At 57.5% G+C, this 12,616-nt stretch carries 8 protein-coding genes and 2 pseudogenes; 9 read left to right on the plus strand and 1 reads right to left on the minus strand.

Annotation, left to right across the window (positions count from 1 at the left end; all coding sequences use genetic code 11):
• Positions 1 to 64: 64 nt before the first annotated feature.
• Positions 65 to 1,687: a hypothetical protein gene (locus RFM68_RS21235; RefSeq protein WP_320234955.1), complete on the minus strand. Its 1,623-nt coding sequence runs from the start codon at positions 1,685 to 1,687 to the stop codon at positions 65 to 67.
• A 382-nt stretch (positions 1,688 to 2,069) separates the two neighbouring features.
• On the opposite strand from RFM68_RS21235, the gene RFM68_RS21240 reads away from it, so the two are divergent.
• The 9 genes and pseudogenes from RFM68_RS21240 (at position 2,070) to RFM68_RS21285 (ending at position 12,536) form a co-directional block, all read left to right on the plus strand.
• Complete coding sequence (locus tag RFM68_RS21240; RefSeq protein ID WP_320234956.1) at positions 2,070 to 4,253, plus strand: acetate--CoA ligase family protein; 2,184 nt, start codon at positions 2,070 to 2,072, stop codon at positions 4,251 to 4,253.
• A gap of 32 nt (positions 4,254 to 4,285) precedes the next feature.
• On the plus strand, positions 4,286 to 4,750 hold the full coding sequence (locus tag RFM68_RS21245) for a hypothetical protein (protein WP_320234957.1): 465 nt from the start codon (positions 4,286 to 4,288) through the stop codon (positions 4,748 to 4,750).
• 553 nt (positions 4,751 to 5,303) lie between these two features.
• Positions 5,304 to 6,365, plus strand: coding sequence for a hypothetical protein (locus RFM68_RS21250; RefSeq protein ID WP_320234958.1), 1,062 nt, complete (start codon positions 5,304 to 5,306; stop codon positions 6,363 to 6,365).
• A 203-nt stretch (positions 6,366 to 6,568) separates the two neighbouring features.
• A complete protein-coding gene (locus RFM68_RS21255) occupies positions 6,569 to 7,450 on the plus strand; it encodes an alpha/beta hydrolase family protein (RefSeq protein ID WP_320234959.1) in 882 nt (293 codons plus the stop codon).
• A gap of 55 nt (positions 7,451 to 7,505) precedes the next feature.
• Positions 7,506 to 8,711: a pilus assembly protein TadG-related protein gene (locus RFM68_RS21260; protein ID WP_320234960.1), complete on the plus strand. Its 1,206-nt coding sequence runs from the start codon at positions 7,506 to 7,508 to the stop codon at positions 8,709 to 8,711.
• A gap of 512 nt (positions 8,712 to 9,223) precedes the next feature.
• Positions 9,224 to 9,649, plus strand: coding sequence for an IS66-like element accessory protein TnpA (gene tnpA / locus RFM68_RS21265; protein ID WP_320234961.1), 426 nt, complete (start codon positions 9,224 to 9,226; stop codon positions 9,647 to 9,649).
• Positions 9,646 to 9,999, plus strand: a complete 354-nt coding sequence (gene tnpB / locus RFM68_RS21270) for an IS66 family insertion sequence element accessory protein TnpB (protein ID WP_320234962.1) — start codon at positions 9,646 to 9,648, stop codon at positions 9,997 to 9,999. Before tnpA ends, tnpB begins: the two co-directional genes overlap by 4 nt.
• Before the next feature lie 67 nt (positions 10,000 to 10,066).
• A pseudogene (tnpC, locus tag RFM68_RS21275) lies at positions 10,067 to 11,649 on the plus strand (IS66 family transposase).
• 45 nt (positions 11,650 to 11,694) lie between these two features.
• Positions 11,695 to 12,536, plus strand: a pseudogene (locus RFM68_RS21285) (integrase core domain-containing protein).
• Positions 12,537 to 12,616 lie beyond the last annotated feature (80 nt).

Genomic DNA, 12,616 nt, shown 5'->3' on the forward strand with positions numbered 1-12,616 from the left:
TCGCCACATTTCGCTCAGAGGAGGACTGAATCTCTTACCTCGCATGCTCATTGATCACCGCTGGTCATGCTCGCCCGATTAGGTTGCGGTGTTCAGTATCGCTGAAAGCTCCTGAGAAGTTCATGATTGTGGCGTCCGGGTCATCATGAGCCATCACCAATGTCGGTTGCCTCAAAACGTTCGACTGATTTCCGGCTTCGCGTCTTCGATCCGTCTCCAGCATCGACCAAATATCGTTCACAAGTTCCAGCATTTGTTCGTCGGCCAGGGAAGGGGATCCGAGGGCTTGGACAAGGTTGAACAAGGAGGATTTCAACGCATTCCGTGTCTTAGCCAGCACTGCGGATTCTATCATCTCGGCAGGCGCGCAAGCAGATAGGAAGGCGGGAATTCCAACTCGCGACGATAGCTTAGGTAACGTTACGGTGATGTTTCCATAAGGAGTTGGCCATGACGCCAACGTAGCGCCGCCGGGAGGTATCTGGACGGGTTTCCCAAACTCCGCCACAACGAGGCTCTGTGCAACTGTTCCCAAAAACTCAACGCGCAATTGCGACTCCTGCGCACTGTGACCGTCACCAGCCATTCCCTCCGCAGATTCTGCGATGCGCCGGAAATAGGGATTGCTGCTCTGGCCATTGGCGAGTTTCGCAGAAGCGCGAGCCCTCATGACAGGGTTCAGTGCTCCTTCCTGCAACTCCCACGGAGAGTAGACGTGCAACCCGGTGGCTTCCTCCGCTTCTCTCACGGCGAGCGGGGATCGACCAATTCGTCCGCTTATAGCAAGCACGTTGTGACCCGCGGCGTGAAGGCTGTCGACGCCATATTTTGCTCCCATGGCATCATACGAGGCGAAGATTGTGCCAAGGGCCATGCTCCGCAGCGACTCGGCCCAGATGAGCTCCGACGTCTCCTTTTGCTGCAATCCGTCGGCGATCTCGATGACTGCAACATCACATCCGTTTTCGGCAGCGTGGTTCAACAGGCGGAAGGCGCCTTTCTCGATCAACTCCACTGACGCCAGGTAGGTCGTTGCAAAACCCGCATCGGTGAAATCCAGAACCATGTCCGCCCCGGCGTCACGGACGATCCACATGTCGCCGCCCGATCCCGTTCCGGTAATCTTCAACGCCGCAACCTTCAGTCCCGCTTTCTTGAATCCTCTGACCAACGACGTCGCCGTAAGAGTTTTGCCGGCGTTCATCGATGTGCCAAGCGACAGAACAATCGGCAGCGAAGGACGAAGATCGTCTGAGCTGACCTTGTAATCCCAGACATTCAGCCGGCGGCCAAATTTATCCCCGACCAACCCCAGCGGCGTAATCTTTGTCGGCGCCGCCATTCGATCATGCCTCGAAAGCTCTTGCGCGGCGATTCCCCCTCCGGCTACCAGGTCGCACGGACCCAAATCCGGACCAATAACTGCTTCGAACTGGTCGGGGGCATATCTGTTGCCATAGCAGACAATGATCTCGTCGCCGGGAAACATGATGGCCTTTCTTCCGCCGATGAGCTCCAATCTGCTGTGATTACCGAGCTCATCTACACGCGCCAGCACGAGATCGCCTGCCACTGGCTGTATCGGTCCGGTGATCAGCGTTCGCATGTGCGAAGCAGCGACCCTGCGCGTGGCGAATGCGCGTTTTGCTTTTTTCATGCGCCCGCGCTGTATTCTTGAAACAGACATGACAATTCCCCCAACCAAACTCGAGGTTACTCCGTTTTTACTGGGCTTTTATTTTAATTTAGATTTTCGGTCCCCTTTGACATCCCTCGCATTTTGTGCTTTTACCATTAGATAACCATAATATAACCGGCTGTTGCGTGCAATGGGGCCTAGTTGGGTACTTTAGATACGGACTTTAGTCCCACATTTGCTGGTTCGGTCGGTGTCTTCTTAACCTAGCTCAAGGACTGAGCCTATAAACCGAAGTAAGAAATAGCCGTGATGGAAGTCTTCTCTGCCTTTCTGGCAGCTGGATTTGCATTGCCGATGGGCGGGCAATGGGGGAGATCAGCCGCAATAGGGCAGGTTAGCGTTGGGGCAATTGGTGTTGGGGCAAAGCGTCATGGTATCTCAGCTTGAAAAATCGGGCTCGATCGCGATTGTCGAGCTCAGGACGTTGTCTGGGACAAACATCTACAGTGTAAACACAGTAATTAAGCTGGTTCTGGAGATCGCGCCGTCGGTGAAGGCGAGTGTTTCCGATTTTACTCCCCGAGCTCGTTCAGCACTCTCCCGGCTGTTTCCGGAATGCGCGCTGAACGTTTCGGTTTCGCAGTACATTGCCGATGCGATCCAATTTGCCGACCGCGAATTATGCCGGGAGATGAATTTCCATTCGTCGCCAACGGTCGCGTTTGTGGGTGATGGAGTCCAGGACAAATTTTCGGTCGTTTGGGAGTCAGATGACTCCCAAATGTCGCGCGCGGCTGCCCTGGCTGTCGTCGAGGCGGTCGACGAGGCTGCACGGCGAGGGGATCCTACTGAAAAGTATACCCGAGCTCGCGATGTGAACGTGGAGAAGGCAAAGAAACGGCGGCTTTCGAATTCGACCGCCGTTTTGGTGGCCACAGCCAAGAGGAAGCACATTCCGTTTGAGTTTGTCGCCCCCAATCATCTTCGTCTTGGGCAAGGCAAGCACCAGAAGCAATTGTTCTCGACGATCTCCGGTTCGACGTCGTTCGCTTCCGCGAAGACGGCTTTGGACAAGAGGCTGGGCAACAGACTGCTGGCGCAGGCCGGGATGACAGTTCCCCGTCAGATCACCGTGCGCACAAAGGCCGAAGCCGTTTCCGCGGCCAAGCAACTGGGCAAGAGCGTGGTGGTGAAGCCGATCCAGGCAAATCAAGGGCGAGGCGTGTCGGTCAAGCTGCGGGGACATCATGCGGTCGAAGAGGCGTTTGAGAGGGCATACGCGCTGCGAAATAGAAAGCACTCCGAAAACAGCGGTGTGCTGGTAGAGCAATACGTGGCGGGGTCCGAGTATCGTGCGACCGTCGTCGATTACCGCCTTGTCGCGGCGGTCTTATGCAGCTCGCCGGAAGTAATTGGCGACGGCGAAAAAACCTTACGCGACCTCATAGAAGAGTTGAACAGGGAACCCGACCGTGACGGCCGACAACTGTCTCGCGTGGAGATAGACGATGAGCTGCTGCGGCATATCCGACAGCACCGGCTTTCATTGGAGTCCGTCCCCGTTGCCGGAAAGCATGTCATCCTGCGTCCCACCGGTCACCTGGCTCGTGGAGGCGTGCCGATGGATGTTACAGGCCAGGTTCACCCGGAAAACCAGCAGCTGTGTGAGCGCATTGCCAAGGCGTTTGGCCTGAGCATCGCAGGGATCGACCTAATCATGCCGGACATTGCGATTTCGCATAAGCAAGTTGGATGCTCCGTGCTCGAGGTAAATGCACGCCCGGGCATCGAATTTCATCTTTCTCCACGAGGAGGCGCCTCGAGAGACGTTAGCGAGCTGATCCTTGCAAACTTGTATGAGGCTCCGGAATTATCGGCAGTCGCAACGCTGCTCGTTCTCGGCGATCGTCACACAAGCATGATGGCGAAAGCAATCGACCGACGGCTGCAAGCTGAAGGGCGAAGAACAGGTCTCCTCTCGAAGCGAGGCGCATACATCGACAGTGTTCCCCAAGAACTCGGTCAGCGGCCCACACCGCCGATGCTGACCAGGGATCCGTTCTTGGACGCTCTGATCTACGCCGCCTCCCCAGAACGGATTTGGACGAAAGGTCTTGGGCTGGGCGCTTGCCATGTGGTCTCCGTAATGCCGTCGAGCGACGAGAACAGCGAAATTCTTGACGATCTCTTTGGCAAGGTACTGCAACGCGTCAGCCGGGGATATTTCATTGTTGATAGGGAAGACATTGTATCTCGTCGAGCCCTGTCGGCCCTGCCGCCTCCAAAGCTGATATTGGTCAGCGCCAGGACCGACCTCGATCCTGATCTGCGCAGACATCTTCAGAGCGGTGGACTGGCGCTATTCATGAGATGGAGCTCCGATGGATCAGGAGCAAAGATGATTCTTGCGTCGGCATCGGAGGAACTGGCGGCGGAATCCATTCCGTCTGCGTCCCTGTCGCGCCCGCCACTGATCAGGGCTGAGATGGATGCAATGGCGGTTGGGTATTTGGCCAAGAAAGATGGCTGGTTCAATGACTTGGTATTGCCGCCAGTTAAGGCTGCCGGTCTGAGCGAGATGAGAGACCCCTCGACAGCTGTAAGATGCTTTTGAGGAATTCGGTAAGTGTAAAGGGGAGTAAGACTATGGCTACGATTTCGACCACTGGTACAACAAAACTGACAGCAGGCGATGCGGCTACAATTGTTGCTTTGGCCCTGAAACGCGTCACGAATAAGGCGGGACAGCCCCGAGCTCGCATAAGAATGACCTACAAGACATTTAGACGTCTAACAGGTCGACGCATCGGCGGCGCGAGCTTTGTTACAGGATTTACCGACGAATTGATGAAGCTAGGATGGCTCATGGTCCGCATGCCATCCGCCTATGGCTTCGTCAGTGCTGCCTCGTTGTCCGACTGGCGTCTTGCAAAATCGGATAGGATTGCAGAAGAACTTAAGCGGGTTGAGGAAGGATTTTCAGCGGAGGCGCTTGAAAGTGCTCGACAAGAACTCAAAGGTTCACGCGATATTGTGGCTTCGCCCAACAACTCCAATGGGGCAGCGCCCCGAAGACGAGAGAAAGCAGCTGCATCGGCGAGCGGCAAATAGGATAATGCTAAGGGTACCTCGGCCCTTTATTCGCGCTCAGTAGCAGTCGGCCGTATCGGACACAGACGGCTCTTGGCTGGAAGCTCGAAACGTTGGCTGTAGGTTCAAATTTTGGGGGCGCTGCTGGGTGGCCCCCAAAATGAGCTGCGCGAACACAGACCCAGATTAGAATAAGCAGAAATATCCGGGGGAGACATGGCGATTGGGTCGGTTTACGAGTGGGAGCCCTGCGATTCAGACTTCCCCGGCGACAGGGTACATTTGAGCAGGGTTGAACTGCCGCCGCTTCCACGCGACGCTGGAAGGTCCGGAGCGCTTCGAGGACGCTACGTGGGCGCGATTGGGCACGTCACTCCGCCTGCCATGGCGATTTTATACTTAGCTAAAAGATGCGGTTGGTTCGATGAGACGGAGCTGCCACCAACGATGGCTGCGCGTCGGCGCGAGATGGAAGCAACTCCGGCGAATAGTTACGAGGACTGAGATCGTTACGACCGGTGGTAACGCAGCAGGCGAGACAACGAACGAAATCATTCTGTAGGAGGATGATCCGATGGCCGATACTGCAGAAGTCCTCAATAAATACGAAAATGCCGACGAAGCTGATGCGAAGCGGCTAATGTCTTCGGAATTTCTGAAGCTTGGATTTCGCACAAAGACGCTCGGCCCGCTGCTCATCGCATCCGCGAATGGTGCGAAATGCCTCCTTCGTGAGGGGGATACCAGCTTCACCGCTGTTACGGCTTATCACATGCTAAAGGACAAGAGATTGTCGCGAGCGGCATTCAAGCACGCGGGAGTGAGTTTCGCCGAAGGCAAAACCTTTCGAATAGCCAATAAAGAGGCCGCACGCGAAAAGGTCGCAGAATTCGGAAATGCAGTTTTAAAGCCGTTCGACGGCAGAAAGGGGAACGGTGTTTCTGTTAACGTAACTCCAGCAACCTTTGAAGCGGCATGGGGCGCGGCCTTGCGCCGAACTGGACGGCGTATCCTTGTAGAGAGATATTTTTCAGGAGGAGACGAAGCGCGATATTTAGTTATCGATTCGGAGTGCGTTGCTGTCGCAATGCGTGTTCCTCCCACTCTGCTCGGCGATGGAAAGAGCACCGTCGGTCAGCTTATCGAGGCCAAGAATGAGCTTCGAACGAATAACCCGCACCTGGGGAAGCGGCCCATTTTTGTGGATGACTACAGGAAGTTAATACTTGCTTCCCAAGGGTTTAACCTAGATTCTATCCCACCAAAAGGCCAGGCCGTTGTAGTTGACTGGAAGAGTAATGCGTCTACCGGAGGCGAAACGAGGGGCATCACCGACCTCGTCCACCCCAGCATGAAACGTATCGCGGAGCGAGTTGCCCGAGCTATCCCTGGCCTTCACGTTGGAGGCGTTGATATACTTGCTAGAGATCACACGAGCAAAGCAGATCCAGAAAACTACATTGTGATCGAGGCCAATACCCTCCCTGATCTCGGGCTGCATCTCTTCCCGATGTATGGTCGATCCGTGAATGTATGCAAGCTTATCGCCGAGAGTTGCGCCAGGCGGATGGGTTTCGATGCGGGCCCCATTGGCAAGGCCCATCAACGATCGAACGGAACAGGCGCCGTGGTCTGACCGAATGTCGAACTGCTCGACGTTCGGATCGGGGACCGGTGCCTAATGTGCATGGATGGTTCGACGCCGATCCCTAGGCGCAAATCGGAGTGCCGTAGAACAGATCTGCCGAAACGAACTCTTTACCTCCCTACCGGATTTAATTTGTTTAGCGCGTGCTAATGTTTTATACCGTTTTCGGATAGCTTAAAGGGGAGCGGCCCGTGCGTTTTCCAGTCCGCCTGATAGCTGCAGTCATGTTGGCTTGTAGCTTGGTATATTCACAATCGGTATTTGCCTGGAAGGTCGGCGATGGTACGACATCGGCAACTGTTGGTGGAGCAAAGTTAACGATATATACGTATCATCCAAAATACTGCAGCAATCCATCCTTACTGTTTGTTTTTCATGGTGTTAATAGGACAGCCTCATCATATCGAGACTACGCCAAGCCATTGGCTGACCGAAATTGCATGATCGTGATGGCGCCGTTATTTGATGAGGCAAGGTTTCCCACGTGGAGCTATCAGCTGGGAGGCATTGTTCACGACGGTATAATTCAGTCTCGGGATCGATGGACCGTTTGGTATGTGAGAGGTTTGGTAGACTGGGCGCGGAAGCGTGAAGGGTTGCCGACTGCGCAATACTATCTGTTCGGACACTCGGCTGGTGCTCAATTTATGTCGCGTGTTGCGGCATTCGCCTTGGCGGACGCCAAGAGAATAGTCGTCGCGAATCCATCCACTTATGTTTTGCCTTCGCTGTCGGAGGCCGTCGCATATGGCCTGGGATGCGTTCGCTCTGGCTGCGTATACAGTACGGATCAGGCCACACAGGAACTGAAAGCCTATCTGGCGCTCCCCCTTACAATTTATCTCGGAGAAGAAGACACAGGCGAAACCGACCTAGGTGTAAGCGCGGCCGCGTTGCGTCAGGGCGCCACGCGTTTTGAGCGGGGGGAGTTCACGTTCGAGCTTGCGCAAGCTGTCGCGACTGCCAATGGCTGGCCGTTGAACTGGCGATTGCTGATCCTGCCTGGTATCGGACATTCCTCAATCGATATGATGCAGTCGGACCAGGTCGACCAAGCATTCGGTCTAAGGTAGCCCTAATATCTAGGCTATATATCGTCCTAAATTGTTGTCCGAGAAAGCGATCTCGATGCGCAGGCTTGAAGAACTGCTGCGTAACAAATGCGGAAATTTTGCCGTGGCGGCTGCCCTGATGGCCGTACCGCTGGGTCTCGCTCTGGGACTGAGCATCGACCTTACCAACACCTTTTTCTCGAGGTCTAGGTTGCAAGAGATCGCCGATGCGGCGGCGCTTGTTGGCGTCGAAAGCGAGGCCGGAAACGAGGAGGCCGTCCAGGCGGCGAAAGACTGGGCGATAGCCAATAGTGGCTCCTGGACCGACATTGTGGTCGATGCCGACATCACCAAGCCTGACAATGGTCAAAGGGAGGCTGTCGTCAAGATCTCCGCCCGAATGCCGACCTTCTTCGTGAGTCTCGCTGGAATTCAGACGATAGACCTGCATGCCAAAGCGACAGCGCGGAAAACGGCGCCGGATTACTGCTTGTATGCTCTTGACCCAAACTCCAGTGGAGCGCTGACTGTCACCGGATCGGGTGGCGTTTCGGCCCCTGATTGTGGAATTCAGGTGAACTCTTCCAGCGAGCGCGCGCTCAAACACGTTGGAAACGGGCGAATTACCGCGAGCAAAATCTCGGTGGTGGGCGCCTACCAAGGCGGGGGCTTCAGCGTGACGCCGAAAACGAACCAGCCCCAGCTAGTGGACCCGCTTGCCGACACACCTGAACCTGTTCTTCCGAGCGGTTGTGCCTACAACAATGAGGTGCTTGCCGACATTCAAATTCCGGCCGGCCGCACCTTCTGTGGGAGTATCAGCTTTGACGGAGACGTGACCCTTTCTCCAGGAATTCACTACTTGCACAACGCGGTGGTGAGCATCGGCAGCAACGCGGGTTTGAGCGGAGATGGAGTTACGATTTTTCTGGACCGCGGATCCAGTATCATTCAATCGCCAGGAAATGGCTCAGTCCGCCTTTCCGCTCCCACGGATGGGATTTACTCCGGGATTGCGATATTCGGATCTCGGAGGGCGTCGGACGCAGTCGCTACTCTTTCATTCATAGGTAATAAGAACTATTTGGTGAATGGCGCTATTTACCTTCCGCACCACCGCCTTCGGATGAAAGGAACCCATGACCTTAAGGCGATCGTTAAATCTGGTTGGGTTGTCGCGTGGCAAATACTCTATAGCGGCGACTCCACTGTGAGCATAGGTGCTGACGGAGCGTTCTCGGCAAAAGGGCTCCAAAATCCGGAGGTGGTGTTGCTTCGATAGGAGAGCCCGTCAACGGTGAACCGCGATCGCTCTCCGCTCCCGCCAATGCGATTGTATTGCGCCTCACGAAAGTGCGATCTCAGTGGGAATTCCAGCTCAAAACGGTCCGAAATCCCGGATACAGGTCATCCGTACGCACAAGCCAGATGTCCTGATCGTGTGCGGAATCGAGTTGTTCCCGTGGGTGATCAGGAACCACTATCCGGAATACAAGGACTCCTGGAATCTCAGCGGCGACTGGATCGATATCCCACGGGAAGAACAGATGCGCGCCGTACGGGTGAGACACCCGTCGCATTCTTTCTCCATAAGAAATGGCACCAGATGATAAACAGGGCGCTCTCGTCCTAGCTAGGTGCTAGGTGTGAGCCTTCAGGAGGTTGTCCATTCGGCCCCGACCGAGAAAGCTGAGGTTGTCGAAGCTTCAGTGTAAGCGCCACGCCGCTCCCCTCGTGCGGCGCATGAGGTGAATGTGGCAAGAATCCCCCGATCGCGAAAGACGGAGGGGCTACATGGGAGCAGACGGCAAAATGGACGTCCATTTGGACGTCCCAACAGCTGGCTACGCAGGCCGGCTGGAGGTTCTGGAAGGTCCAACGGGACGGCGGGTTCGCTCGGAGGCCGACAGAGCCCGGATTGCGGCCGAGAGCCTGATGCCAGGGGTGCAGGTTGCGGCGGTCGCCCGCAAGCATGGCGCGACCCGCTGGCAGATCTACGATTGGCGGCGTCGCCTTCGTCAGGGACAACTGGCACTGCCAGAAAGCATGGCGCCGATGTTCGCGCCGCTCATGGTGGACGGCTCATCGGCGCCTCAGCGGAGGGCATCGAAATCGACGCCGGCGAAGGTGGAAATCGTGATCGACGACATGGTGATCCGAACGGCGGTTGACCTCGATCAGCTGTCGCAGGTGATCCGAGCGGTGCGGGCCTCGCGATGATTGCACCGGGGGCCGATCTGAAAATCTACGTGGCGACCCGGCCGGTTGACTTCCGGCGCGGTATGGACGGATTGGCATTGGCTGTGCAGGAGATGCTCGGCCTCGACCCATACTGTGGGGCAGCCTTCGTCTTCCGGGCCAAAAGGGCTGACAGGATCAAGATTTTGGTCTGGGATCGCACCGGCCTTGTGCTCGTTCACAAGCGGCTCGAGGGCTCGAAGTTCGTCTGGCCGCAGGTTCGCGACGGGGTGATGCGCATGTCGCCGGTGATGTTCGCTGCCTTGTTCGAAGGGCTAGACTGGAGACTGGTTCGCCCCGAGCGGGCACGGCGTCCGCAGTTGGCCGGATGAGTGTGGCACAGTGACTCAGGCGTTGTCTCCGGTGGTGTAATCGGTGTTCATGTGCTTGATTTAGCGCATGAATCTGACGGTTCTCCAGGAAGAGAACGAGCGTTTGAAGGCGCTCCTGGCCCAGACGCAAGCGACCCTGGCCGAGCACCAGGCTGCCTTGGCTGCATCCGAAGAGGCGCGGCGTCGCCTGGAGACCATCGTCGGGCAACTCAATCACGAGAAGTTCGGCGCCAAGTCCGAGAAACTGCATCCGGATCAATACCACCTGCCGCTCGAAGACGTGGAGATCGCGCAGGGCGTGCTCGATGCCGCGCAGGAAAGGGCCCAGCGGGTCATCCAGGGTCGTTCGGACGGCGCCTCCGGTTCACGCCTGCGCAACCGCGGTCATTTGCCTGCCCATCTGCCGCGAGTGGAACGGATCATCGAGCCCAAGAGCACGCTGTGCCCCTGCGGCTGCGGCGAGATGGCCAGGATCGGCGAGGATGTCAGCGAGCGGCTCGACGCGATCCCGGCGCAGTTGCGCGTTCTGGTCACGCGCCGCCCGAAATACGCTTGCCGCCGCTGCTCGGGCGCGGTCGTGCAGGCCCATGCCCCCGAGCATGTAGTGCCTGGCGGCCTGCCGACCGAGGCATTGATCGCCCAGGTTATCGTCGCCAAGTTCGGCGATCACTTGCCGTTCTACCGGCAGGCCGAGATCTACGCTCGCCAGGGCATCCAACTGGATCGCGCCACACTAGGCAGTTGGGCAGGCCGGGCCTGCTTCCATCTCAAGCCAATAGCCGAGCACATGCGCAGGCATCTGGCTGGCGCGGATCGCCTGTTCATGGACGAGACCACCGCGCCGGTGCTCGATCCCGGACGCGGCAAGGTCAAGAAGGGCTTCTTCTGGGCGATCGCTTCCGATGACCGCGGCCATGGGGGCCAAGGCCCGCCCATTGTGCTGTTCCACTATGCGCCGGGGCGCGGCGGCGAGCATGCCGAACGCTTCCTTCAAGGCTTCGGCGGACAGTTCCTGCAGGTCGACGCCTATGAGGGCTATGACCGGCTGACACGCCTGGAACGGCCGCAAGGACCGTGCTCGTCCATTGCTGGAGCCATCTGCGCCGACGTTTTGTGAAGCTGGCGCGCAATACCAAGTCCCCGATCGCCGAAGCCGCCGTGCGCCAGATCGCCACGCTCTACGCCGTCGAGGCGACGGTGCGCGGCATGACGCCACAAGCTCGGCTCGCCGCGCGACAGCAGTACTCCACCGCGATCATCGCCGCCTTGAAGCCGTGGTTTGAAAAGCAATTGTCGATGATCTCCTCGGGCTCAAAGCTGGCCGAAGACATCCGCTATGGTCTTGCCCATTGGGAAGGGCTCACTCGCTTCCTCGGCGACGGCCGGTTCGAGCTCGACACTAACCCAGTCGAAAACGCCATCCGGCCAATATGCTTGACCAGAAAAAATGCTCTGTTTGCTGGCCATGAGGTCGGGGCCGAAAACTGGGCGCTGCTCTCATCCGTCGTGGCCACCTGCAGGCTCAACGACGTCAATCCCGTTGCCTACCTCGCCGAAACTCTTGACGCCATCATCAACGGCCATCCACAGAGCCAGATCGAGGAACTCATGCCCTGGCGATTCCGGAAAACGTCAAGCCCAAATCCATAGGCGATCGGCGAGGCGCTTACGCTTCAGTGATGCTCGGAGGAACGAATGAACATCCAAAAGAATGCCCGTCTGACGCCGCTGCGTCGAGAGGAGATGGCCCGCGACGTTGTTGAAGGCCGTCTTTCCAAAGCCGATGCGGCGCGGGCATATGGGGTAACGGCGAAGGTGGTGGCGCGCTGGGTGGAGCGCTTCCGGATCGAGGGAAGCGCCGGCATGCTCGACCATTCCTCGCGGCCCAAGACAAGCCCGAGGCGAAACGAAGTCGCGGTGGCGGATGCGATCGTGGCGCTGCGCCGGCAGCGCCTGACCGGCAAGCACATTGCCAGTGCGTGTCCGAAGCGACGGTGAGCCGGGTGCTGGCACGCGTCGGCCTGGCGCGATTGAAAGACTTGGAGCCGGCCGAACCGGTGCGCCGATATGAGCGCGAGCACCCCGGCGAGCTCATCCATCTCGACATCAAGAAGCTCGGCCGGATCGGTTCTGTGGGGCACCGCATCACCGGGCGACATCCTGGCGCGGTCAATCGTCAAGGTGCAGCGCGTGATGACTGACAACGGCTCGTGCTACCGGTCAAGAGCGTTCCGGGCAGCCTGCAAACACCTCGGCCTGCGTCAGATCTTCACCAGACCATACACGCCCAAGACCAACGGCAAGGCGGAGCGCTTCATCCAGACGAGCCTGCGCGAATGGGCTTATGCTCGAGCCTACAACACTTCTCATGAACGCACCGCAGAACTGCCACGATGGCTTCATCGCTACAATTGGCAAAGGCCACACGGCAGCTTAAATCAAGACCACCTATCAGCCGCCTCGGGCTAACCAAGCACAACCTGGCTCCACACCTAGTACCTGTGCACAGGGGATTTGACGGTTTCGATGGGTTGTAGCCTGGGCAGGCTGTCGGGGTCGAGGAGCAGTTCAATGCTGCGCGCGACGCCGGGCTGCCTGCGGATCCATCCAGCGCGCT

This window comes from Mesorhizobium montanum (assembly GCF_033977145.1).
GTDB lineage: Bacteria > Pseudomonadota > Alphaproteobacteria > Rhizobiales > Rhizobiaceae > Mesorhizobium > Mesorhizobium montanum.

Coding starts and splice junctions, on each gene's coding strand:
- RFM68_RS21240 (WP_320234956.1), top strand. CDS start 2,070: ATGGTATCTCAGCTTGAAAAATCGGGCTCGATCGCGATTGTCGAGCTC.
- RFM68_RS21245 (WP_320234957.1), top strand. CDS start 4,286: ATGGCTACGATTTCGACCACTGGTACAACAAAACTGACAGCAGGCGAT.
- tnpB (WP_320234962.1), top strand. CDS start 9,646: ATGATTGCACCGGGGGCCGATCTGAAAATCTACGTGGCGACCCGGCCG.
- tnpA (WP_320234961.1), top strand. CDS start 9,224: ATGGGAGCAGACGGCAAAATGGACGTCCATTTGGACGTCCCAACAGCT.
- RFM68_RS21250 (WP_320234958.1), top strand. CDS start 5,304: ATGGCCGATACTGCAGAAGTCCTCAATAAATACGAAAATGCCGACGAA.
- RFM68_RS21235 (WP_320234955.1), bottom strand. CDS start 1,687: ATGTCTGTTTCAAGAATACAGCGCGGGCGCATGAAAAAAGCAAAACGC.
- RFM68_RS21260 (WP_320234960.1), top strand. CDS start 7,506: ATGCGCAGGCTTGAAGAACTGCTGCGTAACAAATGCGGAAATTTTGCC.